Genomic DNA, 26,107 nt, shown 5'->3' with positions numbered 1-26,107 from the left:
AAGGAATTACCATGGATAGCATGACGATTATTGCAGTGGTTTCCATCATCACTGCAGGGCTGACCATCGCCATCGGCAGTATTGGCCCCGCACTTGGTGAAGGACGTGCAGTGGCGACGGCGTTAACGTCGTTGGCGCAACAACCCGATGCTGCCGCGACCATTACCCGAACGCTGTTTGTTGGCCTGGCCATGGTCGAGTCAGTGGCGATTTACTGCTTCGTGGTGTCGATGATTCTTCTGTTCGCCAATCCGTTCTGGAATCACGCCATCGCCCAGGTCGCCGGAAAATAGATCATGCTCATCGATTGGTTCACTGTCGGCGCTCAAGCGCTCAACTTTCTCATCCTGATGTGGTTGTTGAAGCGCTTCCTTTATCACCCGATCCTTGCGGCTATCGATGCGCGAGAGCAGCGTATTGCGGCGCAATTGGCGGATGCCGAGGCGAAAGAAGCCGAGGCCAACAAGGAGCGCGATGAGTTTCTGCAAAAAAACGCGATGTTCGACAAGGAACGGGCTGCGCTGTTGCAACAGGCAACAACCGCGGCGAATGTAGAGCGCCAGCGCCTTCTCGATGACGCACACCAGGCCGCCACGGCCTTGAGTGCCAAACATCTGGAAACCCTGCAGAGCGAAGCTCGCCGCCTGCATGACGAACTGGGGCGGCGCACTCAGAAAGAAGTTTTTGCCATTGCTCGCAAGACCCTGAAAGACTTGGCCGGGACGACCCTGGAAGAGCGCATGGTCGACACCTTCGTCAACCGTCTGAGTACGTTGAACGCTGAGGAAAAGCAAGGCTTGGTGGCAGCGCTAAAGGCATCGGCAGAACCGGTCATCGTGCGCAGTGCCTTTGAGTTGCCAGAGGCGCAACGCACTGCCGCGCAAGCAGCCATCAACACGCTCCTGGCAGTGAGCGCTGACGTTCACTTCGAGACCGCCCCGGACTTGGTGAGCGGTATCGAACTCAGCGCAGCCGGGCAAAAGGTAGCCTGGAGTATCGCGGAGTATCTGGCGTCCATGGAAAAGGGCATCAGCGAACTGCTGGACACGACGGAGCAGGTCTACGCCCGGCCGGAGGTGACGGCCCCCCTCCTGAAAGAAGGGCAAGTCACATGAGCATCGAGCGCCTTCAGGATGTCTTTGCGACTGCCTTTACTGTCATGGGTGAAGCGCGGGAAAGCTTTGTCCATCAGTTGAAGACAACAGAAGTCGGTCGGGTCACCAGCATTGCGTCTGGCATCGCCAAGGTCTCCGGATTGCCCGGTGTCGGTTTCGAGGAACTGGTGAAGTTCCCAGGCGATATCCATGGCATCGCCTTCAATATCGACGAGAACGAAATCGGCGTCGTGCTGCTCGGTGACTACTCGCAACTGCACACTGGCGATGAGGTCGAGCGCTGTGGCCATGTGGTGGACGTACCGGTCGGCGATGGCCTGATCGGTCGTATCATCGACCCTACGGGTCAGCCGCTGGACGGTCTGGGCCCCCTATTGTCCAGCGCCCGGCTACCGATTGAGCGGCCAGCCGCGCACATCATGGATCGGGCACCGGTTACCGCCCCCCTGCAAACCGGCATCAAGGTGATTGACGCACTGATCCCGGTCGGACGCGGTCAGCGCGAGCTGATCCTGGGTGATCGGCAAACCGGCAAAACCGCGATTGCCCTGGAGACCATCCTCAATCAGCACGATCAGAATGTTCTGTGCGTGTACTGCTCCATCGGCCAACGTGCCTCCGGCGTCGCCAAAGTGATCGCTACCCTGCGTGAACAAGGTGCACTGGCGTATACCGTGGTAGTGGTCACCGAAGGCAACGATCCGCCAGGCCTCGCCTACGTTGCGCCGTATGCTGCGACCAGCATTGCCGAGTACTTCATGGAGCAGGGACGCGACGTTCTGCTGGTCTACGACGACCTGACCCACCACGCTCGCGCCTACCGTGAACTCTCTCTGCTGCTGCGCAGGCCACCCGGTCGCGAGGCGTTCCCTGGCGATATTTTTTACATTCACTCGCGCTTACTGGAGCGTGCGACTCATTTGCGCCCCGAGCTCGGCGGTGGTTCCCTGACGGCTTTACCCATCATCGAAACCGAAGCACAGGACATTTCCGCCTACATCCCGACGAATCTGATCTCCATAACCGACGGGCAGATCTACCTCTCTCCAGCGCTCTTCGAACTCGGCGTGCTGCCGGCAGTCGATGTCGGCAAATCGGTTTCCCGCGTGGGCGGCAAGGCGCAACGGGGCGTCTATCGAGCCGTGGCCGGCGACCTCAAACTGGCCTATGCCCAGTTCGAGGAGCTTGAAACTTTTTCCCGTTTCGGCGCCCGGCTCGATGAAGACTCTCGCCAACTGATCGCGCATGGACTGCGGATCCGGGCCTGTCTCAAACAACAGGAATTCGCACCGTTGTCGGTACCCGAGCAAATTGCGGTTCTGCTGGCGTTGACCGCGGGATGCTTCGATAAAGTGCCGCTTGAACAGATGGTCCAGGCCGAGCAGGCAGTGTGTGAGGCTACAGGGGCCATCCCGGTCGAGGTCAGATCACGTTTCAATGGAGATGAGAAACTGAGTGACGCCGACCGGGCTGCGATTATTCAGATCGCGCGCAATGCCTTGGCGCACTTGCAAGCCCCGGCAGACTCCGGGAGTGCGCCGTGAGCGACACCCCCGCCAACCTGCGTCGTAAAATCACCGGTGCCGCAGACCTCGAATCCGTTGTGCGCACAATGAAAGCAATGGCGGCATCGAACATCGGTCAGTATGAAAACGCGGTCAGCTCACTGAATGATTACTATCGCACTGTACAGTTGGGCCTGATGGCCTGTTTCCAGCGCCAGGCGACCGCCGACCAAGGGGGCGTACAGAAAAAGAAGGAAGGGATTGGGGTTATCGTCTTCGGTTCCGACCAGGGATTGGTCGGCCAATTCAACGATGTTCTGGTCGAGTTCGTCATCGATGCGCTAGGCAAACTGCCAGGAGATAAAAGAGTCTGGGCGGTCGGCGAACGTATTCAGTCACGCCTGACAGACAGCGATTTACACTTGGGCCAAAGCTTCGTTCTGCCCAGTTCCATCACTGCGATTACACCTCTGGTCGGGCAGATTTTGCTCGAAATGCAAACCCGCCGCGAACAGGGCGAGATCTCTCAGGTGTACCTGTTCCACAACCGCCCACAGTCAGGTGCGATTTATGCACCCGTAAGCCAGCGACTATTGCCGCTGGACGAAACGTGGCGGCGTAATCTGGCAGCCAATCACTGGCCGTCAAAAAATCGACCCGAAGTGATGAATGGCACAGACCAAACCCTCCCGGCGCTAATCCGCGAGTATCTTTTTGTCTCACTGTTTCGAGCCTGCGCCGAATCGCTGGCCAGCGAAAATGCCAGCCGTCTTGCGGCCATGCAGCGCGCCGAGAAAAACATCGGCGAGCTGTTGGAGGATCTCAACCGGGACTTCCATCGTCTGCGCCAAAGCGCTATTGACGAAGAGTTATTTGATGTCATTTCAGGCTTTGAAGCGCTGAGCAAGTCTTGAGAGCAGCCCGGATGACGTTTTCCCGTCGTGTGCATGCCGTTTTAGTCCTTGCCCTGCAAGCTTCTCTCTACGATTCTGTATGACCCTGTCAGGCCGGTTCGCGGCCACCCCAAAAACAACACTGGAGAGGCTCGCATGAAGACCGTTGCGCAACTGCTGAAGTTGAAAGCCAAGCAAAACCAGCAAGTTCACACCATCGCCCCTGACCAAAAGGTTCTGGAAGCGCTCAAGGTGATGGCCGATAAAAATGTCGGTGCTCTACCCGTGATGGAGAACGGCCAGGTGGTAGGCGTTATCAGCGAGCGCGACTATGCGCGCAAGGTCGTCCTCCAGGGACGGTCCTCGGAGGGCACGTCCGTCAGCGAGATCATGAGTACGCCTGTATTGACCGTGGATTCGCATCAAAGCATCGACACCTGCATGGGCATCATGACCGATAGACACCTGCGCCACTTGCCGGTTGTCGAAGAGGGAAAACTGCTGGGTTTGCTGTCCATTGGCGACCTGGTTAAAGAAGCCATTGCCGAGCAGGCTGACCTGATACAGCAACTGGAGCAGTACATTCGCGGTGATTAAGCTGACCTTATCGGAGATTTCAACATGATCGATAGGCAGGTCAGCGACCGTCTCGAGATGCTCTACCAACTGATGGTCAACAAGCAGTTTTTGGTCCTGACGGGCGCGGGCATCAGCACCCCGTCCGGTATTCCGGACTACCGTGACAGCGAGGGTGTCCGTCGAGGCAAAGCCCCCATGATGTACCAAGAGTTTCTCAGTACGCCGGCAGCGCGGCGGCGCTATTGGGCCCGTGCGATGCTGGGCTGGCCACGCATCCGGCAAGCTCGGCCAAACGCTGCCCATGAAGCGCTGGCAACGTTGCAAACGAAGCAGCTTATCGCCGGACTCATCACCCAAAACGTCGACACGCTGCATGATCAGGCGGGCAGTCACGAAGTGATTGAGCTGCATGGCAGCCTGCACCGGGTGGTGTGCCTGGATTGCGACCAGCGTGCTGATCGTCAGACGATCCAGCTCGTCATGGAAGCGGAAAACCCCTACCTGTCGGGGGTCGATGCCACCCAGGCACCCGACGGCGATACGCTGCTGGACCGGGCCTTCGAAGCGCGCTTCCAGATCCCCCGCTGCCCTTCCTGCAGCGGTGAGCGGTTAAAACCGGACGTGGTTTTTTTTGGCGAAAACGTCGCCCAGGCCACCGCAGCCAAGGCCACACAGCATGTCGAGCAGGCACAAGGATTGCTGGTGGTGGGCTCTTCGTTGATGGCCTACTCGGCCTTTCGCTTGTGCCGCGCGATGGCTGAACAGCACAAGCCGCTGATCGCTATCAACTTCGGCAAAACCCGCGCTGACGATTTTCTGGACCTGAAAATCGAAGCGTCCTGCGAACAGCTATTGCCCCTACTGGTTGAGCGCTTGAGGGATTGAGGCATCGCTGGCGGTCGAGGATTCGCCAGCGTGTATCGACAGTCAGGCTTAGCCCATCATTGAATAAGACGAGAAGTGAACATGAACCCCATTCCGATCGTGCGTGATGCCTGCGAAGACGACATGTCAGCGGTGCAGAGCATCTACGCGCAGCACGTCATCGGCGGTATCGCCAGCTTTGAACTGGAAGCCCCCAGCGTGGCTCAAATGATCGACCGGCGCGCCGATGTTCTAGCAAAAGGGTTGCCATATCTGGTCGCAGAACTGGCTGGAGAGGTGGTCGGTTATGGCTACGCAACACTTTACCGACCGCGTCCTGCCTACCGCTTTACAGTCGAGGATTCGGTCTATGTCCGCGACGGATTGGGAGGCCACGGCATTGGCCTGACATTGCTCGGCGAACTCATTGATCGCTGTATTCGAGGCGATTGGCGGCAGATGATCGCGATCATCGGCGATAGCCAAAACCATGCATCAATTCGTTTGCATGAGCGGCTCGGCTTCCATCGGGTAGGCGTCTTTGAGTCGGTCGGCTTCAAGCATGGTCGTTGGGTTGATACAGTGCTGATGCAGCGTTCGCTGGGCGACGGCTCACTGAGTCTGCCGCCGGTTTAAAACGATTGCCTTGGGCAAATAAGGGATGAGTATCGACCGCTTCAATCTGAGCTAAAGTTCCAGCAGCATCCCCGCCTGGTCAACTGCCCAAGGAAGCCTCAACGCGATTGATCTGCTTAGTACCTCCCCTGCTGGCGGCGTTGGTGCCTGACGGCATACCTCAACGAATCCCGAGTCGCCTGGCCAAGCGACTCAAGTTGGCACGATCCAGACCGAGTTCACGGGCGACATCGACCCATTTTCCCTCATGCCGGATCAACGCGTCACTGATCAGTACTTTCTGATAAGCATCGACCGAGGCTTTCAAACCCTCGCCATCCTTGACCTTGGGCGCGTCACCAATCGTGACCGGTTCAACCATCGGAACTTTCTCGTCCAGGCCCAGCGCATAGGCATCAATGGTGAGGATACGCGGACGCTCGACGTGACTGGATAAGGCCTTTAGCGTAGCGCGGCTGATCAAATGCTCCAGCTCGCGGACGTTGCCCGGCCAGGAATAGCTCACCAACAGTTTTTGAGCATCCTGGTTCATGCGCAAGCTGCGCAGCCCCATGCGCGCACGGTTTTCTTCAAGAAAAAACCCCGCCAGCAGGAGCACATCCCGCCCTCGTTCACGCAATGGCGGCACCCGTAACGGGTAGACACTCAGCCGATGATAGAGGTCTGCACGAAAACGACCGGCGCGCACCTCTTCGGCGAGATCACGGTTGGTGGCGGCAATGATTCGCACGTCGACATGATGCTCCTGATCGGAACCGACGCGCTGCAACTGGCCACTCTGCAACACCCTGAGCAACTTTGCTTGAACCGGAAGCGGCAACTCGCCAACCTCGTCGAGGAATATCGTGCCACCGTCGGCCAGTTCGAACTTACCGCCGCGCCCACTGACAGCGCCAGAAAAAGCGCCTTTGACATGCCCGAACAACTCACTCTCGACCAGCAGCTCAGGCAACGCCGCGCAATTGAGGCTGATCAGGGGTTTTTGCGCCCGTGGCGAATGCAGGTGAATGGCTTCCGCCACCAGCTCTTTACCCACGCCGGTTTCCCCGGTGATCAATACCGACAACGCGCTGTTGCCCACCAGTTGAATCTCTTGCAGCATGCCTTTGTGAACAGGGCTCTGACCAATCAGCTCACGCGGCCGACGTCCGCCTGCCGCACGCTTGTAGACCTCAGCCAACTGGCGCTGATCCTCAAAGCTGCGCGCCAGCTGATTGATCCGCTCACTGGCCATCACTGTCGCCGCAGCTAGGCTGGCGAAAGCTTCGAGATTGTCCAGATCGACCTTGCCAAAGCTCGACGGGTCCAGCGCATCCAGGGTAATCAGGCCCCAGGGTTTGTCCTGGAGGTACAGCGGACAGCCAAGGCAATCGTGGACTTCCAGATGCCCCTGATGACCCTCGACCAAACCGTCGTAAGGGTCAGGCAAGCCGCAATCCGTGGAAAACCGGGTCGGGCCACGGCTTTCAAGTAGAAGCTTGAGCCGAGGATGCTCCTCAACCTTGAATCGTCGGCCCAACGTGTCCGGACTCAACCCTTCTACCGACAACGGAATCAGCACATCGCCCTCAAGCTTGAGGAGCGCCACCGCATCGCACGGCAGTATCTGACGCAGGGCGCGCAGCAGGCGTCGATAGCGCTCATCATCCGGCAATTCGCGGGAAAGATCGGCGACCAGCGGCACCAGTGCCAACAGTAAAGGGTTAGTCATTACGACTCCATTGTGGTCATTACGACTCATCGTCACGCTATCAAAATGACTCGAATAAATTTTAAACTACTGTTTTAAAACGACTTTAAATTTTAATACCAGCATGACTCTGCGCCAGCCGCACAACCTACCACGTTAGGTTACCTGGATGAACCGCCTGACGGTGCTCACTCAGTCGACATACTCCACATACCGCGCCATCAGATTAGGGCGGCGGAAGGTGTCGATCTGTAGTGGTCTAATGAAACCGGACACCCATTTAGGCGAGAATGCTCGCCAGATCGAGGTGTCAGATGACCAAACAACGCCGCTCCTTTACTGCTGAATTCAAACGCGAGGCTGCTGACCTCGTGCTCAAGCAAAACTACAGCTACATCGAAGCCAGCCGCTCACTCGGCATTGGTGAGTCAGCGCTGCGCCGCTGGGTTGACCAGGTTCAGAAAGAGCACCAAGGCGTCACTCCGCAGAGCAAGGCGCTGACCCCAGAGCAGCAGAAAATTCAGGAACTGGAAGCCCGGATCGCTCGGCTTGAGCGAGAAAAATCCATACTAAAAAAGGCTACCGCGCTCTTGATGTCGGAAGATCACGAGCGTTTGCGCTGATTGATCAGTTGAGTGCCCATGAGCCGGTTGATTGGCTGTGTAAGGTGTTTGAAGTCACCCGCTCGTGCTACTACGCCCAGCGCCTGCGGCGCCGCACTCCCGATGTTGAACGGCTTCGGTTGCGTAGCCGGGTCAGTGAGCTGTTCTCGCAAAGTCGCAGCGCTGCGGGCAGTCGCAGCATCCTGTCACTGATGCGTGAAGATGGTGAGCAACTCGGTCGATTCAAAGTGCGCAGTTTGATGCGCGAGCTTGATTTAGTCAGTAAACAACCCGGCTCACATGCCTATAAACGAGCGACAGTAGAAAGACTCGATATCCCGAATACCTTGAACCGTGAGTTTGATGTGCCAGCTCCTAATCAGGTCTGGTGCGGTGACATCACCTATATTTGGGCACAAGGAAAGTGGCACTACTTGGCTGTCGTTCTGGATCTCTGCACGCGCCGGATAGTGGGCTGGGCACTGTCGGAAAAGCCGGACGCCGAACTCGTGATCCGGGCCCTGGATATGGCCTACGAGCAGCGTGGCAGGCCTTCGGATCTGCTGTTCCACACCGACCAAGGGTCGCAATATGCAAGCCGCTTATTTCGCCAGCGGTTGTGGCGATACCGCATACGTCAGAGCATGAGTCGCCGGGGAAATTGCTGGGACAATGCGCCGATGGAGCGGGTGTTCCGGAGTTTGAAAACTGAATGGATACCGACCTTAGGCTATAGAACTGCGCAGGAAGCACAGCGCGATATCAGCCATTTTTTGATGTATCGGTACAACTGGATTCGGCCGCATCAGTTCAACGGTGGGCTGGCGCCAGCTCAGGCCGAGGAAAAACTTAACGTCGTGTCCGGGATTAGTTGACCACTACATGCTCTGGGTCTTGCAGGTGTGAAATTCGGCCACTGTCAGGCCCGAATGGACCCGCGCGGAGCCAGTCTTCGATGGGTGAAGCACTCAGCCAGTAAACGATGCCTACGCCAACGCTGATCGCTATCAACGTGATCCAGCCCATTGGGCCTAAGCCAAGGAAGGTGGCGCCACCGACCATCAAGGTGCTGGCAATGCCGGTCAAGCCACCCGCAGCCATCAGCAGATGACCCCACATGGCATCGTCTCCCCATTGATAGGCATGCCAGGCGTCGTAGAGGTTGAGGCCGACAAAAATCGATCCGGCTACGATCTGACCAAGCAAACGGGTGGTGACTGTATCGACTAGGCGCTTGGCTAGCTTTGCGCCCAATACTCGAGTGCTCAAAGTTTGAGGGACGACAAAAAGGGTTTTGCGAGCTGCGGCTAGAACAGATTCGCTACCTACTAGCTTTACGGTTAAAGCTTCCATCGCAATTGTTAAATCAGCTCCAGCGCCTAATAGACCTAATCCAACCCTGACCCCACCCTTCTCTCTATAGGCCAGTTCTCGACTGTTCCACTCACTCCTCAAATTCCACAACTCCAACATCCCCACCGCCGCCGCAAACGGCGTCGAGTTCAGCGCCCGATACATCCACTCGCTCTGCAATGCGTTCCGGCTCTTCACCGCATCCTGTATGGCCGTTCCCTTGGTGGTGACCTGCTCGGTCATATTCAGTTGCCACGCCGCATTGACCCGTTGGTTCACGCCGCTGATCAGTCGCGACATCCGATGATCGCGGGGCATGGCGATGACGACGGTATTGGCTCGTAGATCGCCTCCGGTGCGGTAATGGTCCTGGCCAACCTTCGACGACCCGGAGGGGCCTCGATAGTCGAGGTGAGGCCGTCGCAGGCGTTCTGACATCTCCGGCAAGTCGGTCAGGCCGAATACGTAGTAGTTCTTGTTTCTCGCCTCTTGGTGGCGCATGAAGTGTGCATCGCCAAAGGCCCCCGGCAGCATGCTGCGCAGTTGCGCCAAGGCCCGATGACGTTGGCGCATGTTCAGCGCCGGGGCTGGGCGTTCGGCGCCAGGGACCGGAATGTGTTGGGTTGCGTTTAGCGCCTGTTCCGCCACATCCACCGAGCCTTGCAGGTTTTCGTGGAAGCTGATCAAGGTCGCCGCGACGACTTTCAGGGTGCCGGTCAGGGTGTTGTTGAGGCTGCCACTTTCCAGCAAACCTGCCAGTAAATGGGCGTCGAGCGTATTGAGTTGCTTGGCATCGACGGCGTCGCTGCTGACGGCCCCAAGCAGCGCGTTCGGCCGAAACAGGCCATTGCCGTCATTGATGTCGGCGACCGCGGGCTGAACATAGGGCGCCTCCATATCTTGCTGTGCGAGGTCGGGCCACAGCATCCGATGCAACGCATGCCCTTCTTCATTGGCCATTCGGCTGATCAGTTGTTGCCCGACACTGGCCTTGGCTTTGTAGAGGCTGATGCCGGTCACCGCGTCAGTGACATCGCCGTTGACCGCAAAGGGGTCCATTTGCGCGGGCGTCATGGCGAGGCTGGCGAACAGCCGACTGACGAAGTGCATGGCGGCGACGTAGTCGAAGCCGTCGAGGCTCAGGTGATCGGCCAGGGTTTGTTCGGTTTCTGCTTGTTGCAGGGTGTCGCTCAACAGCGCCTGACTCATGTCGAGCTGGCGCCAGAGTTGCACTCGTTCGCCGGTGGCGGTGAAGCGGTTGATGTCGATCCGACCCTGATCCTTGAGCTTCTCCATACCCTGATGCAGCGGATTTTTCTGCCCACCCACGGTCTGCGGCACGATCAATTGTTGCACCAGAAGCGCGCTGGCGTGATGGGTGTAATGGCTGGCGCGCTGGGCGCACAGGTTCAACAGATGTTGCTGGTCGTGAATCCGCGTCTGCACGTGGCGCAGGCGATAGTGCGGGTCGTGCAGCAGCACGCCGTACAGTTCGCGTTTTCGTGCACTTAACAGCACATCAGCCACCGCTGGCTGCGCTTGCCAGAACTCATCGGCGATCTGGGTTTCGGGATCGCACACCTGTTCCAGCCAATGGGCCCAGGCGCCGGTTTCCACGGAGGTTGGCTGATAGGCCACTTCACCCTTCTCACAGCGAACCACATGCTGGCGCGCTGCGCTCAAGGCAATGGCCGGGAACTGCCCGCTCAGGTCGCACAGGTAGCGGCCCGGTTGGTCGAGCAGCCATTCGTAACCGGGTTGGCGGGCGCGTTGCGGGGCGACCAGGCTAACCGGGAAGGCGTGCGAGCTGAGGTTGAGCCTGGCGACATGCGCCGCGCCCGCCGCAGACTGGTTGGCCGCGTCATAGGCGTCGAATGCGCTGAACGCTTCGAGCATTGCCACGCCGTCCGGTTTATCGAGGAACACACGCTTGAATTTGTCTCGCGAACTGCGCAAGTCCGGGCTTTGGCAGCGTTGTGCGCGCAACGCCGGGTCTTGCTCAAGACGTCGCAAGCGCGGCCCGCTGAGCTGCACCTCGCTGAAACAGAGCTGCGGCGACACCTGCTGATCGTTCCAGCTGGACGGCAACCAGATGTCCTCCAGCGCCTGCCCGGTGGCCAGTCGAGGGCCCTCCTCGATCTCGTCGCCCATGCGATAACGGTTGAGGTCGATGTCGTGATACGTGGTCTGCTCGTCTGCGACCCGCACCTCCAGCTCGCGCCACAGCCGATCGCCCAAAAAGACATAAATGAACCCTGCGCGGCACAACACCGGCGTGCCGTGATCGTGGGCGCTGTTGGCGCCGGGCAGCGCAACGAAGGGCACCACCGGCACGATCTGATTCCACTGCGCGTCGAACTGGCGCAGGGTGATCGCGACCTCGGGCAAGAGCAGGCGAATGGGACTGCCTTCGACCGAGTCGATCTCCAGCCACAGGCGGTGGGTGTAGTGATTTTTCCAGTTCCAGACGTGCAGGGCGCTGTCCACAAAGTAGGGCTTTTTCAGCGTTTCAGGCTTGTCTTCGGCAGTCAGGGTGTCCAGGCGTTTTCCGGCGTGGTCATAAAACGCCAGGCGCTGACTGGCCGGATGTTGGTTGCCGGTGACCTGTACGATCAATTTATTGATTTCGCAGCATGGGCCGTCACTCAATGTGCTTTTGGCCATATAAGGACTCCTCCATTCAGGTTTCGAGGAAACGAAGCCTGAATGAAAGTGTGCAGGGAGTCTGTCGGACTCAGCAGAGAAGATCAGTGGGACTTTTCCCTGTTCGGAGGACTCATCTACAACCAATGGACTCGAGCGCGAGCCCAAGCCGCTCAAGCCCGCTGTAGACGGGGGGCGATGCAGTTTCCTAAACTGTCGCCTGCGATCGCGCGATGGGTGTAGATCTGGGGGCAGCAACTGATGAACCGCAATGAATTGCGCAAGGCTGACATCAACTTGATGGTGGTCTTCGAAACCCTGATGCAAGAGCGCAATGTGACACGGGCCGCGCAAAAACTTTTTCTCGGGCAGCCGACGATCAGCGCTGCACTTAACCGCCTGCGAGTATTGTTCAACGACCCATTGTTTATCCGGATCGGCCATCGCATGGAACCGACCGCACGGGCCGAGGAAATCATCCTGCACCTGTCGCCTGCGCTGGACGCCATGTCAGTGGCGCTGAGCCTGAGCCACGACTTCGATCCCGCAGTCAGCACCATGACTTTTCGCATAGGCCTGTCCGACGATGTCGAGTTTGGCCTGCTGCCGCCCTTGTTGCGCGCCTTGCGCCAGGAAGCGCCGCAGATCGTGTGCGTGATCAAGCATGTGGACTCCTGGCGCATCCCGGACATGCTGGCCTCGGGAGAGATCACCATCGGCGTCAGCCAGACCCGTGAGCTGCCGGCCAACGCCAAGCGCAAGCTGCTCAGGCAAACCAAGCCAAGGGTGCTGCGCGCCGATGCATCATCGACCCCGCTGACCCTGGATGAGTACTGCTCACGCCCGCACGTCGTGGTCTCCCACATCGCCAATGTCAGCGGCTTTGCTGACGAATGGCTCAAGGCGATCGGCCGCAAGCGCCACGTGGTGCTGGCGATTCCGCAGTACAGCACCTTGCCCGCCCTGATGGCCGGTACCGACTTGCTGGCAAACTTGCCCGACTACACGGCAACCGCCATGTCGGCCGCCTCCAGCCTGCTGTTCGATGAGCCCCTGCCCTTCATGACGCCGACCCTCGACCTGTCGATGGTCTGGCTGAGCATCAATGACACCGATCCGGCCGAACGCTGGCTGCGCTCACGCTTGGAATCGTTCATGAGCAACATGCAGCAAGAAACGCCCGTCACCGCTGGCGCAGTCTTTGGCGTTTAGCCAAAGCTCCCGGTGACTCAGTCGGTCGGCACCGGACTGACCACTGGTGCCCACTGCACATAACACACCACCACGGGCATCCCGTGCTCGGCACAGAAATCCAGCCAGCGCAGTTGGTTGTCCTGCAGGCGGTCGCCCGGCCCTTTGACTTCGATCATGCGATAGCGCTGCTCGTCCGGGTAAAACTGGATCAGGTCCGGCATACCCGTGCGATTGGCTTTGATGTCCAACAGCAGACGCCGAAACCAATGCCGCAGGTGATCAGCGGGCAAACAATGCAGTGCGTGTTCCAGCAGCTCTTCTGACAGGCTGCCCCAAAAAACGAAGGGCGATTGCAGACCGTATTTGGTTTTGAAGTGCCGGTGAATGGTGGTCTTGTAGGCGTCCGAATCCAGCTGTTCCAGACACTCGCTGAACAACCCGGCCCGGCGCTGATAGAAATCCGGGCTGTAGAGATCGCTGGGAGCACTCTGGAACGGGTGAAAAAACGCGCCCGGCAGCGGCGCAAAAATCGCCGGCCAACACAGCAAGCCAAACAAGGAATTGATCAGTGCGTTCTCGACGTAATGCACCGGCCCTGCCTGATCGCCCAAATGCACTTGGATCAAGCGCTCAACAGAGGTATCAGCCGAGGGCGTCACCACCACGTCGAGTCGACTCAAGGCTCGCGTGCGCCGCTGACGCTCGACCGACACACCCAGCTTGCGCTGCAAACGCGGGAGTATCCGCAATAGATGCTGCGCTTCGGCATCACTTTCAGGCGCCGCTTGAGCCTGTTCGAGCAAGGCCATGGCTTGCTCATAGTCGGCACTGAGTTCCAGCACTCGAAGCCGCCGTGAACGCGCCCCAGGGTAGTCACATCGCTGATACACACTCAATGCCAGCGGCCAATCCTGAACGCGCTCCGCCTGTTGGCCGATCCGAAACAACAGTTTGGCCCGGCGCATCCGCAGCCAGGCATTATCGGTGCCGATGGCGATGATCTGCCGGGCCAGGTCCTGCAGGTCATGGCCCTCTTCAAGCCCTTGACGGCAAGCATGCAAGTGCAGGCAAGTATCGATGTCCGACCGCTCGGTGAGGCCTCGGGAATCCAGCGAAAACTCGACCTTTTCATAGCGATAGATACCCAGGTCAGCCAGCACAAATTCAGACCACTCCTGACTCAGGTTGCCAAAATACAGCAACCGCAATCGATCACAGATGGGCATGACGGTGAGGCCGAAGATCACGTCCTCACACCCGGCAAACCACTGCTCCAGCGTTTGCCGCTGTTCGTAGTGCGGCTGCAGTCTCATCAACAGGTCGGTCTTTTTCTCCGTGCTTTTTATCGCATGCGCCTGGAAACAGGCAGTCAACTCTGACTTGCGCAGCAGCCCGAATAACACCTCCAGACTGATGGCCGGGTACTGGTCGACCCAGCCATTCTCGAGCAACGGCATGACCGCGTCCCGCACCGCGCCAAGCTCCGGATAGCTCAGCTTGCTTGCTCGAAACAATGTGCCCTTGCGCATGACCATCCGCACCAGCAAACCCTGAGCCGTTTTCGGCAAACCGGCAAAATCGACGATAAATTGCCGTTCCTGCTCATCGAGCAGGTCGTCGTAACGCTGAGCGATCCACTCCAGCACCTGATGGAAGTTTTCCAGGTAATAAAACGGGTTTTCGAGGGGCGAGGTGTTCACGGTTTGAGGTTCACGCAACGTTTTTTGGAAGTCGTCAGGATACTGGTTATCCATACAGATTCCAGCATTGCATTCACATCAACTGCATTCGACTGATCAGTGGCGTGCAATGGTGACGCGCGACCAGCGCAGCTGACGATAGAATTGCCCTACGTACGATCTCAAGGTACCGACATGAACCAGAACACAACGCCACTCATCTATCTGGCCGGCTTCGATGTCTTCAGGCCGGACGCCATTGAGCATGGCCGTTACCTCAAGGCGCTGTGTGCCGCCCACGGCATGCAAGGGCTGTATCCGTTCGACAATGAGGTCACCCCCGACCTGACCCCAGAGGCAACCGCGCGCCTGATCTGCTCGATGAATATCGAGATGATCCAGCGCTGCACGGCGGTACTTGCCAACCTGAATGTATTTCGCGGCCTCGAGCCGGACTCGGGTACCGCCTTCGAAGTCGGCATGGCAGTGGGACTGGGCAAACCGGTGTGGGCTTACTTCGATCCGGTCGATTCACTGCGCGCGCTGGTGGCCCATGATGCTCAGGGGATAGATGCCCAAGGCTTTGTGGTGGAAGACTTCGGCCTGCCGCGCAACTTGATGCTGGCGTGTACATGGGCCGGCGCCAGTGAGACGGCGGAAGAGGCTGCGGCAGGTCTGGCGCGGTATCTGGTGGGCCATAAACAACCGTGACCTATAGACAATCCGTGTCGGGGATAACCCGGATTGCCTGATAGCCCTCAACTCAAGGTAGACGACCCCACATCCCCGCTGATGGTCGAGTCGAGTTTTTCCGCATCAATGAACTCTTCCAGACCCAGCTCTTCGAGGTCGAGGTCACCTTCCGGGTCGCTGTCGTCATCGGCGTCGGAATCATTCAACGGCGATTGATCGCCGCCGAAATGAGGTTCCGTTTCGGTAAAAAATACAGGTGCCGTTGTTTGCACTGACATGTGTTCCGCTGCGTGTGGGTCAACATTCATCGAGTCCGCCTCCCTCCCTGCATCCTGAATTAATAGCGTGGTCTGCCCATGCCAGAGTAATAGGTGAGATCGCGAAGACCCCTATTGATCAACTAAAGTTATCGATTCATGACTATTAGAAAATAGACGTGATCGATTGCACTGTCGATACTACTCCTCGTTGCGTTGGCAAATAGTCCATGAGGAAAGCCAACGCCTTGGAGAACTTCTGTGTCACGCGCTTCCGCTCTATCGCTGCATACGCTCCCCCCACTCGGGCAATGGCTCGGCTTGGCTCTGCTGGCAGGCGCCTTTGGTCAATTGCTCAAGTTTTGTGAAATCCCCGCTGCATTGTTTCTTGGGCCGATGCTGACGGCGATTCTGTTTGGCGTATCCGGTGCGTCGATCCGCCTGCACAGGCAAGCCTTTCGCCTGAGTCAGGGGTGTGTCGGAATGCTGGTGGCGCACGCCATGACGATTTCAGTACTGACCACTGTCGCTCAGTCCTGGCATGTGATGCTGTTCGCCACCGCATTGACTGTCCTGCTAAGCGCGCTGGTCGGAATTGGGCTGGTGCGCTTTGCTGGCATAGAAGGCAGTACCGCAGCATGGGGTACCGCGCCAGGTGCTGCCTCGGCGATGGTTACCATGTCCGAGGACTATGGCGCGGATTCGCGGGTGGTCGCGACCATGCAATACGTGCGCGTGGTGTGCGTGGTGATGGTCGGCGCACTGGTCAGCGGCCTGCTCGGCGTGGACAGCGGCGTGCACGAGATGCAGAGCAGCGCCGTGGCACTACAGGGTTCAAATGCACTCAACATCATCCTGAGCGTTGCGGCGATCGCGGTCGGTGTGGTGCTGAGCACGCGGATCCCCGCAGGCGCGTTGCTGCTGCCCCTACTGATCGGTGGCGCCCTGCAACTGAGCGGGCTGTTACAAATCACCCTGCCGCCCTGGCTGCTGGCACTTGCCTATGGCGCCATTGGTTGCTACATCGGCCTGCGCTTCGACCGTGCGACGATTCGCTATGTATGGCAACGCCTGCCAGCGATGATCTGCGGCTCGCTATTGGTTATCTCCTTGTGCTCGCTGTCCGCCTGGTTGATCGCCGAACTGATGGACAAGGACTTTCTGTCGGTGTATCTCGCCACCAGCCCAGGCGGCCTGGACGCCATGTCGATCATTGCCGTCGATACTCACTCGGATGTCGGCTTCGTGCTCGCCATGCAGACTTTGCGCCTGTTCGGCGTGATCGCCACGGGGAGTTTTTTCGCCCGGCAGATCATCAGATTGACGGCGAAAATCGCCTGAGGTGTCAACCCTGACTTTGATCTCTCGCGTAAACCTGAATCAGACTGAACAGGGGCCTCAACCCAGCCGTGCAAGGGCTGTTGCCAAACTTGGCGCCAAGGCCAATACCGGCAGCAAGGTTGCCTGATAGGCATGGTAAAGGTCCGGTTTACCTGGCCAGATATCCGCACTGGGTTGGTTGTACGGGTTCAGTTCATGGCGCCAGCTGCCATGTTCGCGGTCGATGAAGAAGGTCTCGTTGAACTCCCAAAACCGTCGATACCAGTCTTCGTACTGTTTTTCCCCCGTACGCCGCAGCAGTGCCGCAGCCGATGCGCAGGCTTCCGCGTGCGTCCAGTGCAGGCGATGACGCACCACTGGGCGATTTTCCCAGTCCAGGGTGTAGACGATGCCGGGCGCGCCATCGACGTCCCAACCATGGCGACAGGCACCGGCAAACAGACGCTTGGCATCCTCCAGCAGCCAGGGCGGCGTAGGCAGCTTCGCGCGCTGACGTGCGGCCTCAAGGTGCAGCAACAAACGCGACCACTCAAACGCATGCCCCGGCGTGGTGCCGAAGGGCCGAAAACCATCCGCGGGGTTGTCCTGGTTGTAATCGGGAAGCGGCTGCCATTGCAGGCTGAAATGCTCAACCACCTGAAAGTCATTGGCGGCGGCATGGGTATGAATCACCCGCTCGACGATACTCAATGCGCGGTCCAGCCACTTGCTGTCGCCGGTGACATCGGCCAACGCCAGAAACGCCTCAGTGCCGTGCATGTTGCTGTTGGCGCCGCGATAGGCTTCTTCATCGCTCCAGTCTCGAGCGAAGGACTCGCGTATCGCACCTTCTTCCGCGCTCCAGAAACGAGTCTCCAGCACCCGTATCGCCTCGGCCAGCAACTCGTCCGCACCGGGACGCCCCGCCACCACCGCCGAGCTGGCCGCCAGCGCGACGAACGCGTGCAGGTAAGCCGCTTTACCGGTTTTGGCTCCCTCGCACAAAGGTGTCGCAAACCAGCCACCCTGCTCGGCATCGCGCAACGGACCGTTCAGCGCCGCAATCCCGTGATCGACCAGCGCGGCAAAGCCGGGAATACCGCGAATATGGGCAAGGGCAAAGCTGTGGGTCATCCGTGCCGTGTTCATGGTTTCGGCCCGAGCATTGTCAGGCAGACATCCCCGGTCACTCAGATTGCCGAAGCCTTGCGGCACCTGCGCCGCCTTGGCAAAAGCCAGCAACCTATTGCCTTCCATCGACAGCCAGGCCGTATGCCCCGGTGCCTGCAACCAACTGCTGAATCCGCGTTTTCCCTCATCCATTTGTTGTTTTACCTCTGTCGATGAGCAGGATCTAAAGGCCAGATCATGCTTGCCGACGTTGGCCTGAGCAAGGGCCGGTATGTCACGCAACGTCACATACCATCAGCCGGCGTCTCAGACCCGGAACCGCGTCACCACCTCACTCAACTCTGCGGCTAAACGCGAAAGCTCATGGCTGGACGTGCTGATCTGATGGGCGCCCGTAGCCGATTGCAGAGACAGGTCGCGGATGTTGACGATGTTGCGATCAACTTCGCGGACAACCTGCGCCTGCTCTTCAGCAGCACTGGCGATGACCATGTTGCGCTGGGAAATCTGATTGATCGACTCGGTGATGTCGGCCAGCGACTCGCCGGCGCGGGCAGCTTCGATGGCGGCGTTCAAGGCCTGCAAGTTGGTCTGCTCGGCAATCGAGCGGATCACCCGACGAACGCCATCACGCAAAAGCCTTAATCTGCTTGTCTAGACGTTAGGTGTGCAGAAAAAGTGGCACCCCGTCAACGTTGGCTCAAGGAGGCTTTTGCCATGCATCTGGAAGGTTCCTGTCATTGCGGCGCGGTCGAGTTCAGCCTCAACAGCGCTCATCCGTATCCCTATCAGCGCTGTTACTGCTCAATCTGCCGCAAGACTCAGGGCGGCGGCGGTTACTCGATCAACCTTGGCGGTGACGCCAGCAGCCTTAAGGTCAACGGGCGCGAACATATCGCCATCTATCACGCACGAATGAGGCTTGATCATCAGACGCATATCAGCAATGCCGAGCGGCATTTCTGCAAGCTCTGCGGCAGCGGGTTATGGTTGTTCAGCCCGGACTGGCCAACGCTGATTCACCCGTTTGCCTCGGCCATCGATACCCCGCTACCCGTGCCGCCGGAACACACGCACATATTGCTCGACTCAAAAGCCTCCTGGGTCGAGGTCAATGTGCGGCCCGGCGACAAGGAGTTCGACGGCTACCCGGAAGAGTCCCTTAAGCAATGGCACGAGCGGCTCGGCTTGAGCCGCTGACGCCAGTAACGGTATTCGATAATCGAATTTCAGTGTGGAGATGACCTCCACCCTATAGCGTCCTCAGGTGCATGAGGACTCAAACCTGTCGGCGGTGGCCTTGGGGTTCGGCAGCGTCCGGGCTGTAAGTTTCGATCACCCCCTCCACGCCCAACCACCACGCATGCCCGCGACTGGAGTATTGCAGGTAAAACGGCTGGCCCATTTGCGGCGTGCTGATGGTGATGTTCTTTTCCCAGGCCAGGGCCAGGATCCGGTCGAAGGGTTCGTGCCAGGCATGCATCGCCAGATCGAACGTACCGTTGTGGATCGGTAATAACCAGCGGCCACGCAAGTCGATATGGGCCTGCAAGGTTTGCTCGGGTTGCATGTGCACGTCCGGCCAGTCGACGTTATAGGCACCTGTTTCCATCAAGGTCAGGTCGAACGGCCCGTACTGCTCGCCAATGTGTTTGAAGCCATCGAAGTAACCCGTATCACCACTAAAAAAAATCCGCTGATCGTCGTCGATCATCACCCATGATGCCCACAACGAACGATTGCCATCACGCAGGGTACGGCCTGAAAAATGCTGCGACGGCGTTGCGACAAAACGCATGCCGTCGATTTCAGTGGAGTGCCACCAGTCCAGTTGCTGCACTTTTTGCGCAGGGACGCCCCACTTGATAAGGGTGTCACCTACGCCGACAGGTGCCAGGAAATGCTCGGTCTTGTGCGCCAATGCTTTGATCGTCATGTGATCGAGGTGGTCGTAATGGTTGTGCGAAAGGATCACCGCCTTGAGCGGCGGCAACTCTTCAAGGCTGATAGGCGGCTGATGAAAACGTTGCGGCCCAGCCCATTGCACCGGTGAAGCACGCTCGGCGAACACCGGGTCGGTCAGCCAGAATTGATTGCGCAATTTGAGTAGCACCGTGGAATGCCCAAGGCGGAAGACGCTGTTATTGGGTGCTGCCAGCAATTGCTGACGCGACAGGGTCTGCACCGGAATCTCCCCCACCGGCCGGGTATGCGCCGGTTTGTTAAAGAGGGCGTTCCAAAAAATGCGCAACGTCTTCAGAAAGCCCATCCGGTTCATTGGCGAGTGGTTACGATAACGTCCCTCGTGCAGCCGAGAGGCCCGTGATCGGGCAACGTCATCTGAATCTCGTGGTGGCTTGGTCATGACAAACTGACTCCAAGGGGCGGATGGAGGTTCCTGCATCCGCACGCATGAGGATGGCAGCGAGAATAAAGATCGGGAGCAACTACACTACACAGTGTAGTTTCAAGCTTGCAACATGTCAGATGACAAGTAAACTGCCGAGTGTAAAAATTTTTACTCCGCCAGTCTGAAGCGAACCTATGAAAGCCCCTCTACGCCTGACCGACCGTAAACGTGAAGCCATTGTTCAGGCAGCTATTGCCGAGTTTCGCGCCAACGGGTTCGAGGTCACCAGCATGGACAAAATTGCCGCATTGGCTGAGGTGTCCAAGCGCACGGTGTACAACCACTTCCCGAGCAAAGAGGAACTCTTCTCCGAAATTCTCCAGCAGTTATGGATCAGCAGCGCCGATCGTCTGGACATGACCTATCACCCTGAGCGCCCGCTGCGCGATCAGCTCCAAGAGCTGCTGGTGTCGAAAATGCAGATGCTGGCTGACAGCAACTTTCTCGATCTGGCGCGAGTGGCCATTGCCGCGACGATCCACTCCCCCGAACGCGCGCAAAACATGGTCTCCCGCCTCAATGAGCGCGAAGAAAGCTTTACCGCCTGGATCTGCGCTGCCCAGGCAGACGGTCGTTTCAAGGCCGTCGACCCGCGTTTCGCCGCCACCCAGATTCATGCATTGCTCAAGGCCTTCGCTTTCTGGCCGCAGATCACTCTGGGTGCTCCGGCTTTGGCCCCTGCCGCCCAGATGTCAGTGGTCGAATCGGCACTGGACCTGTTTCTGGGCGGGTACGAAATACCGGCCTGATGGTGGGCTGACGACTTTCTATGGAAAGTGTAATATTGCATGAGCCATGTCCACGGAAAGCGAAGAGAGCCGTCAGATCGTAGCTTCTCTGGCGCACCGAGTCGGTAATAAAACCGACCCCGCACATATCGTTGAAGCGATTGTTGCGACATTGCAAGACATGGACGCAGCCCTGACCCCCATCATCGGACAGCAAGGGGTTGTCGCGCTCTATCGCCGCAGTCTCTACCTGTGTGCTTCCACTCATCCCCGCCTGGCTGGCACGCATCAACACGTGCGGACCGCCATAGATCTGACTGCACTCAAATCCATGCTTGTTAAGCAAAACAGCACCGAAGCCTGTCTTTTCGGCGAAGAGCTATTGAAGACCTTCTACGAGCTACTGACCACATTGGTCGGGCCCTCGCTCACCGAACATTTACTTCGTTCCGTGTGGGAAAATTCTTTGAGCGGTGCGCCCGCGCAGGATACCTCGCCATGACCACCAAAGTGACAATCAACCGCTTGGCAACCGGAGTGCCTGGACTTGACGAGGTGCTCGGCGGAGGATTGCCGGAGTTTTCGTTCAACTTGATCGCAGGTCCTCCCGGCTGCGGCAAGACCACGCTGGCCCATCAGATAATGTTCAACCTGGCAACGCCTGAGCGCCCGGCCCTTTTCTTCACGGTGCTCGGCGAGCCTCCGCTGAAGATGTTGCGTTACCAACAACAATTCGATTTTTTCGACAGCGAAGCGATCAATCATTCGATCCGCTACGTCAACCTGGCCGATGACACGCTGGCAGGTAATCTGGATGAAGTACTGCGGCGTATCGTTGCCGAGGTCGAAGCTCACGGTCCGGCACTGGTGTTCGTAGATTCCTTCCGGTCAGTGGTGCTGGCAAGCCGGACACAGGACAACCCGAACAACAACCTGCCTCAGTTCATTCAACAACTGGGCATGTTGATGACCACCTGGCAGGCGACCACCTTCCTGATTGGTGAATACTTCACCGAGACCGACACCAACCCGATTTTCACCGTGGCCGATGGCTTGATCTGGCTGCGGCAGAGCGTGCAGCGCAACTCCATGGTGCGCAAGATGGAAATCATGAAGATGCGCGGCCAGCCAACATTGCCCGGGCTGCACACGTTCCGTATTGATACCTCGGGCATCAGAGTCTTCGCACCGGCAGCCTTCCACGTCAAAAAGCAGAATGTTCTGTCAAAAAATGTCGTGCCACCGCGCTTGAAAATGGGCATTCCTCAACTGGACGAAATGCTTGGTGGCGGTCTTCCCCAGGGGTATTCCTTGCTGGTCGCCGGTCCATCCGGCTCCGGAAAAAGCATTCTGGCGGCGTCCTTCCTCGCTGAAGGTGCCCGCACAGGCGAGACCGGCGTGATCGCAATGTTCGAGCAGCGCCCCAACCATTCACAGAACGCCACGCTGGCACGCCTGATCAAGAGCGATAAGGTCGGTCTGGTAGACAGTCACGCGCCAGACATGTCCATCGACGAAATCGTCCAGTTACTATTGGGCGAGATCAAGCGCCTGAAGGCCACCCGGGTGGTCATTGATTCGCTGTCGGGCTTCGAGCTGGCGCTGGCACCGACCTTCCGTGAGGACTTCCGCGAATCACTGTCACGCATGGTCACTGCGCTGACCAGTGTCGGTGTCAGCGTATTGATGACCTCCGAACTTGAAGACCGTTACACCGACCTGCGCTTCAGTCCGTACGGCACGGCCTTCCTGACCGACGCCATCATCGTCCAGCGCTACATTGAAGTCCAAAGCCGCTTGCTGCGCATCATGGCGGTGGTCAAGGTCCGAGCCAGCGCCCACTCGGATGAGCTGCGCCTGTACCGAATTGACGATAAGGGTCTGCAGATTGAAGACATGCTTCTTGACCAGGAAGGCTTGCTCGGAGGCCGGCCGACCCGAAGGCGCTCGGATGTGGCACGCCGTGGAGAAGATGAGGCTTGAGTCAGCCGTGTGGTCGAGGCCACGGGCAAGCGTGAGGTGCGATGGTCAGTGCGCCTCGCGTACTCTTCTTGCCCGGCCAAAAAGCCTTAAAAGCACGGGCCGTATCAAGCCCCTAGCAACGTGCCCCGACATTCGCCAAAACCAATGGAGGCGTAACCCTGACGGTGGCATCGCGCGCGGAAGATGACTTCATCACCATCCTCAAGAAAGCGTCGGCTTTCACCATTGGGCAATGTCAGGGCCTGTTTACCGCCTTCGCTGACTTCCAGCAGGCTGCCAAACTGCCCTGACAGCGGACCGGACAAGGTGCCCGTACCGAACAAATCTCCCGGCTGAAGTTTGCAACCATTGACCGTGTGGTGCGCGACCATTTGTGCAACGGTCCAGTACATGTTTTGGGTATTGCTCAGCGCCAGGCGATGCGGCGCTATGCCCTGCGCGCTCATCTGTTCGGTGAGCAGCAACACTTCAAGCTCGATATCCAGCGCCCCGCCCTGCTGATCGGCGGCATCGAACAAATAGGCCAGCGGCTGCGGATCACCTTCTGGCCGGGCCGGTTGCGCGGTACGGAATGGCGCCAGCGCCTCAGCCGTCACGACCCAGGCAGAAATGCTGGTGGCAAAACTCTTCGATAGAAACGGACCCAGTGGCTGATATTCCCACGCTTGCAGGTCCCGCGCCGACCAGTCATTGAGCAGGCAGAAGCCGGCGATATGCTCGGCAGCTTCGCCAATCGCAATCGCCTCGCCAATCGCATTGCCCGGGCCGATCCACACGCCCAGCTCCAGCTCATAATCCATACGTTTGCTGGGGCCGAACTCAGGAGCGGTCGCACCCGGGGCCAACGTCTGGCCATTGGGACGTTTGATCGGTGTATCGGAGATGCAGATGGTCGAGGCGCGGCCGTGATAACCGATGGGCACGTACTTGTAGTTAGGCAGCAACGGATTGTCCGGGCGGAATAGCTTGCCCACGTTCAGCGCATGATGAATGCCGACGTAAAAGTCGGTGTAGTCACCGATACGCGCGGGCACGTGCATCTGACACTCGGACATCGGGTGCAGCACGGTATCGGCCAATGGCCGCAAACGCGACAGCTGCGGACTGTTTTCGTCCAGCAAATGCAGTAGTTCGCTGCGCAGGGCTTGGCGGGCTGGTGCGCCCAGAGCAAAAAAATCATTGAGCTGATCACCGCTTGCGGCTTCAGCAGCATCACGCGCCGCGCCGTTGAAAAAGCCGACATCCAGCGCAGCACGCAGGTCGAAAATCATCTCGCCGATGGCAACACCTCCGCGTTTGCTCAGGCCTGAATGGCTGAAGATGCCGAGCGGCAGGTTTTGCAGAGGGAAATCTGGGTGGCCGTTGGCGGACGTCACCCAACTGAGGGGGTTCGATGAAGTAGTCATTGCGGGGTTCCCGAATCGAAGTGTTTGGCCATGCCTGACCAGCAGGCATCGTAATCAGTTTGTAATTGCGGGCAATCGAGGGCATGGCGGCTGGGGCGCAGCACTTTGCCCGTCTCGAACATGAACGCCATGGTGTTGTCGATCTTGTGCGGTTTGAGGTTGTCGGCGATAGCCTTTTCCGCCGTGGTGTTGTCCGGGCCGTGAGCGCTCATGCAGTTATGCAGGGACGCGCCGCCAGGGGCAAAGCCTTCAGCCTTGGCATCGTAGGTACCGTCGATCAGGCCCATGAATTCGTTCATCAGGTTGCGGTGAAACCAGGGCGGCCGAAAGGTCTTTTCAGCCACCATCCAGCGCGGCGGGAAAATCACAAAATCGACATTGGCCTGACCAGGCACCGTGCCAGGCGAGGTCAGCACGGTAAAAATGGAAGGGTCCGGGTGATCGAAACTCACGGAGCCAATGGTGTTGAAACGGCGCAGATCATATTTATACGGCACGTTGTTGCCATGCCAGGCGACCACGTCGAACGGTGAATGATCGAGCTGTGTGGCCCACAGTTCACCGAGGAATTTCTGCACCAGTACGACCGGCCCATCCCGGTCTTCGAACTGTGCGACCGGCGCCAGAAAGTCTCGGGCATTGGCCAGACCATTGCTGCCAATCGGCCCCAGTTCCGGCAGGCGCAAGGCGCAACCATGGTTTTCGCAGACATAACCGCGTGCCGTGGCGTCAAGCAGCTGAATGCTGAATTTGAGCCCGCGCGGTAATACCGCTATTTCCTGTGGCTCGATGTCCAGCAGACCCAGTTCAGTCACGATCCGCAAACGACCCGACTGCGGCACGATCAGCCACTCACCGTCGGCATTGAAAAAAGCCCGGTCCATGGACGCGTTGGCGCAGTAGACGTAAACACTGACGCCTTCGGCCTGATCCGCCGCCGCAGTGCTGGCCAGACCGATCAATCCGTCGATGAAGTCGGTAGGTTGGGTTGGGAGGTCGAAGGCATTCCAGCGCAGGCGATTGGGGGTGATTGGCCCGGATTCCAAACCCAGTATCTGCCGTGACAGTCGCTCATAGCGAGGATGGGTGGCGGACGGTTTGATCCGGTACAACCAGGTACGTCGGGCTTCCGAACGCGGCACGGTAAAGGCCGTGCCCGATAGCAGCTCGGTGTACAGGCCGTGCGTATGTTTTTGCGGGGAATTCTGTCCGACCGGCAATGCGCCAGGCAGTGCTTCGCTGCTGAACTCATTGCCGAAGCCACTTTGATAGGCCAAGGCTTCAGGAGAGTGGGCTGTGTGCATCTCTACCTCTTGTTATGTGGGTGTGAGGTGGCGTTGATAGCGCTTGCGATGGGGATTTAACTAAACGTAATTAGATTACGCATAACGTAATTTGAGTTTGTGGTGAGGTCAAGCTATAAAGC

General features: G+C 58.4%; 23 protein-coding genes and 1 pseudogene. 15 read left to right on the top strand and 9 right to left on the bottom strand.

From position 1 onward, the window contains the following. Positions 1-11: 11 nt before the first annotated feature. From RGU44_RS03935 to RGU44_RS03905, 7 genes are all read left to right on the top strand, one after another. Complete coding sequence (locus RGU44_RS03935) at positions 12-293, top strand: F0F1 ATP synthase subunit C (protein WP_219060682.1); 282 nt, start codon at positions 12-14, stop codon at positions 291-293. A gap of 3 nt (positions 294-296) precedes the next feature. Next, a complete protein-coding gene (locus RGU44_RS03930; protein ID WP_322215737.1) occupies positions 297-1,115 on the top strand; it encodes a F0F1 ATP synthase subunit B in 819 nt (272 codons plus the stop codon). Beyond that, positions 1,112-2,659 carry an alternate F1F0 ATPase, F1 subunit alpha gene (locus RGU44_RS03925; protein WP_322215734.1) on the top strand — a complete coding sequence of 516 codons (1,548 nt, stop codon included), beginning with the start codon at positions 1,112-1,114 and terminating at the stop codon, positions 2,657-2,659. The genes RGU44_RS03930 and RGU44_RS03925 overlap by 4 nt, the downstream gene beginning before the upstream one ends. Continuing rightward, positions 2,656-3,534: a F0F1 ATP synthase subunit gamma gene (locus tag RGU44_RS03920; protein WP_322179659.1), complete on the top strand. Its 879-nt coding sequence runs from the start codon at positions 2,656-2,658 to the stop codon at positions 3,532-3,534. The genes RGU44_RS03925 and RGU44_RS03920 overlap by 4 nt, the downstream gene beginning before the upstream one ends. A 135-nt stretch (positions 3,535-3,669) precedes the next feature. After that, on the top strand, positions 3,670-4,110 hold the full coding sequence (locus tag RGU44_RS03915) for a CBS domain-containing protein (protein ID WP_322215731.1): 441 nt from the start codon (positions 3,670-3,672) through the stop codon (positions 4,108-4,110). Between the two features lie 24 nt (positions 4,111-4,134). Further along, a complete protein-coding gene (locus RGU44_RS03910) occupies positions 4,135-4,977 on the top strand; it encodes an NAD-dependent protein deacetylase (RefSeq protein WP_322215728.1) in 843 nt (280 codons plus the stop codon). Positions 4,978-5,058: 81 nt separating this feature from the next. Beyond that, a complete protein-coding gene (locus tag RGU44_RS03905) occupies positions 5,059-5,592 on the top strand; it encodes an N-acetyltransferase family protein (protein ID WP_322179662.1) in 534 nt (177 codons plus the stop codon). A gap of 160 nt (positions 5,593-5,752) precedes the next feature. Here the strand turns inward: RGU44_RS03905 and norR are convergent, their stop codons facing one another. Continuing rightward, positions 5,753-7,303: a nitric oxide reductase transcriptional regulator NorR gene (gene norR / locus RGU44_RS03900; RefSeq protein ID WP_322215726.1), complete on the bottom strand. Its 1,551-nt coding sequence runs from the start codon at positions 7,301-7,303 to the stop codon at positions 5,753-5,755. A 293-nt stretch (positions 7,304-7,596) separates the two neighbouring features. Between norR and RGU44_RS03895 the strand changes: the two genes are divergently transcribed. Continuing rightward, positions 7,597-8,759 (top strand): IS3 family transposase gene (locus RGU44_RS03895; RefSeq protein ID WP_322215723.1). Its coding sequence is split into 2 segments (ribosomal slippage): positions 7,597-7,852 and positions 7,852-8,759, totalling 1,164 coding nucleotides; the frame shifts between segments, so codons are not numbered across the junction. Here RGU44_RS03895 and RGU44_RS03890 read toward each other — a convergent pair. Beyond that, complete coding sequence (locus tag RGU44_RS03890; RefSeq protein ID WP_322215720.1) at positions 8,752-11,901, bottom strand: hypothetical protein; 3,150 nt, start codon at positions 11,899-11,901, stop codon at positions 8,752-8,754. The two genes, RGU44_RS03895 and RGU44_RS03890, sit on opposite strands and share 8 nt — an antisense overlap. 240 nt (positions 11,902-12,141) lie before the next feature. Between RGU44_RS03890 and RGU44_RS03885 the strand changes: the two genes are divergently transcribed. Next, complete coding sequence (locus RGU44_RS03885) at positions 12,142-13,092, top strand: LysR family transcriptional regulator (protein ID WP_322179666.1); 951 nt, start codon at positions 12,142-12,144, stop codon at positions 13,090-13,092. 17 nt (positions 13,093-13,109) lie between these two features. Here the strand turns inward: RGU44_RS03885 and RGU44_RS03880 are convergent, their stop codons facing one another. Beyond that, on the bottom strand, positions 13,110-14,828 hold the full coding sequence (locus RGU44_RS03880; protein WP_322215717.1) for a VRR-NUC domain-containing protein: 1,719 nt from the start codon (positions 14,826-14,828) through the stop codon (positions 13,110-13,112). Between the two features lie 120 nt (positions 14,829-14,948). Between RGU44_RS03880 and RGU44_RS03875 the strand changes: the two genes are divergently transcribed. Next, on the top strand, positions 14,949-15,464 hold the full coding sequence (locus RGU44_RS03875) for a nucleoside 2-deoxyribosyltransferase (RefSeq protein WP_322215714.1): 516 nt from the start codon (positions 14,949-14,951) through the stop codon (positions 15,462-15,464). A 47-nt stretch (positions 15,465-15,511) separates the two neighbouring features. Here RGU44_RS03875 and RGU44_RS03870 read toward each other — a convergent pair whose 3' ends face one another. Continuing rightward, the gene (locus RGU44_RS03870; RefSeq protein WP_322179669.1) at positions 15,512-15,754 is read right to left on the bottom strand and encodes a hypothetical protein; all 243 of its coding nucleotides are present in this window, start codon (positions 15,752-15,754) and stop codon (positions 15,512-15,514) included. A gap of 210 nt (positions 15,755-15,964) precedes the next feature. Here RGU44_RS03870 and RGU44_RS03865 point away from each other — a divergent pair, with 210 nt between their 5' ends. Beyond that, positions 15,965-17,044: an AbrB family transcriptional regulator gene (locus RGU44_RS03865; RefSeq protein WP_322215712.1), complete on the top strand. Its 1,080-nt coding sequence runs from the start codon at positions 15,965-15,967 to the stop codon at positions 17,042-17,044. 57 nt (positions 17,045-17,101) lie between these two features. Here the strand turns inward: RGU44_RS03865 and RGU44_RS03860 are convergent, their stop codons facing one another. Both RGU44_RS03860 and RGU44_RS03855 read right to left on the bottom strand, forming a co-directional pair. Beyond that, positions 17,102-18,346: an AGE family epimerase/isomerase gene (locus tag RGU44_RS03860; RefSeq protein WP_322215710.1), complete on the bottom strand. Its 1,245-nt coding sequence runs from the start codon at positions 18,344-18,346 to the stop codon at positions 17,102-17,104. 114 nt (positions 18,347-18,460) lie between these two features. Continuing rightward, positions 18,461-18,769: pseudogene (locus RGU44_RS03855) on the bottom strand (methyl-accepting chemotaxis protein); the annotation flags it as partial. 102 nt (positions 18,770-18,871) lie between these two features. Between RGU44_RS03855 and RGU44_RS03850 the strand changes: the two are divergent. Beyond that, positions 18,872-19,354, top strand: a complete 483-nt coding sequence (locus tag RGU44_RS03850) for a GFA family protein (protein ID WP_322179671.1) — start codon at positions 18,872-18,874, stop codon at positions 19,352-19,354. Between the two features lie 79 nt (positions 19,355-19,433). On the opposite strand, the gene RGU44_RS03845 is transcribed toward RGU44_RS03850, so the two are convergent. Further along, positions 19,434-20,519, bottom strand: coding sequence for an MBL fold metallo-hydrolase (locus RGU44_RS03845; protein ID WP_322215707.1), 1,086 nt, complete (start codon positions 20,517-20,519; stop codon positions 19,434-19,436). Positions 20,520-20,698: 179 nt separating this feature from the next. Between RGU44_RS03845 and RGU44_RS03840 the strand changes: the two genes are divergently transcribed. From RGU44_RS03840 to RGU44_RS03830, 3 genes are read left to right on the top strand one after another with little or no spacing between them, the layout of a single operon-like run. Further along, positions 20,699-21,313, top strand: a complete 615-nt coding sequence (locus tag RGU44_RS03840) for a TetR/AcrR family transcriptional regulator (RefSeq protein WP_322179673.1) — start codon at positions 20,699-20,701, stop codon at positions 21,311-21,313. 46 nt (positions 21,314-21,359) lie between these two features. After that, a complete protein-coding gene (locus RGU44_RS03835) occupies positions 21,360-21,794 on the top strand; it encodes a hypothetical protein (protein WP_322179674.1) in 435 nt (144 codons plus the stop codon). Continuing rightward, positions 21,791-23,275, top strand: coding sequence for an ATPase domain-containing protein (locus RGU44_RS03830; RefSeq protein WP_322179675.1), 1,485 nt, complete (start codon positions 21,791-21,793; stop codon positions 23,273-23,275). The genes RGU44_RS03835 and RGU44_RS03830 overlap by 4 nt, the downstream gene beginning before the upstream one ends. Positions 23,276-23,379: 104 nt before the next feature. Here the strand turns inward: RGU44_RS03830 and fahA are convergent, their stop codons facing one another. Continuing rightward, complete coding sequence (gene fahA / locus RGU44_RS03825; RefSeq protein WP_322215705.1) at positions 23,380-24,681, bottom strand: fumarylacetoacetase; 1,302 nt, start codon at positions 24,679-24,681, stop codon at positions 23,380-23,382. Then, positions 24,678-25,985 carry a homogentisate 1,2-dioxygenase gene (gene hmgA, locus RGU44_RS03820; RefSeq protein WP_322179677.1) on the bottom strand — a complete coding sequence of 436 codons (1,308 nt, stop codon included), beginning with the start codon at positions 25,983-25,985 and terminating at the stop codon, positions 24,678-24,680. The genes fahA and hmgA overlap by 4 nt, the downstream gene beginning before the upstream one ends. Positions 25,986-26,107 lie beyond the last annotated feature (122 nt).

The sequence above is a fragment of the Pseudomonas sp. 5C2 genome (assembly GCF_034314155.1).
Classification (GTDB): Bacteria; Pseudomonadota; Gammaproteobacteria; order Pseudomonadales; family Pseudomonadaceae; genus Aquipseudomonas.
The sequence above is the reverse complement of the archived record's forward strand: the minus strand, read 5'-3'. Positions and strand labels throughout refer to the sequence as shown.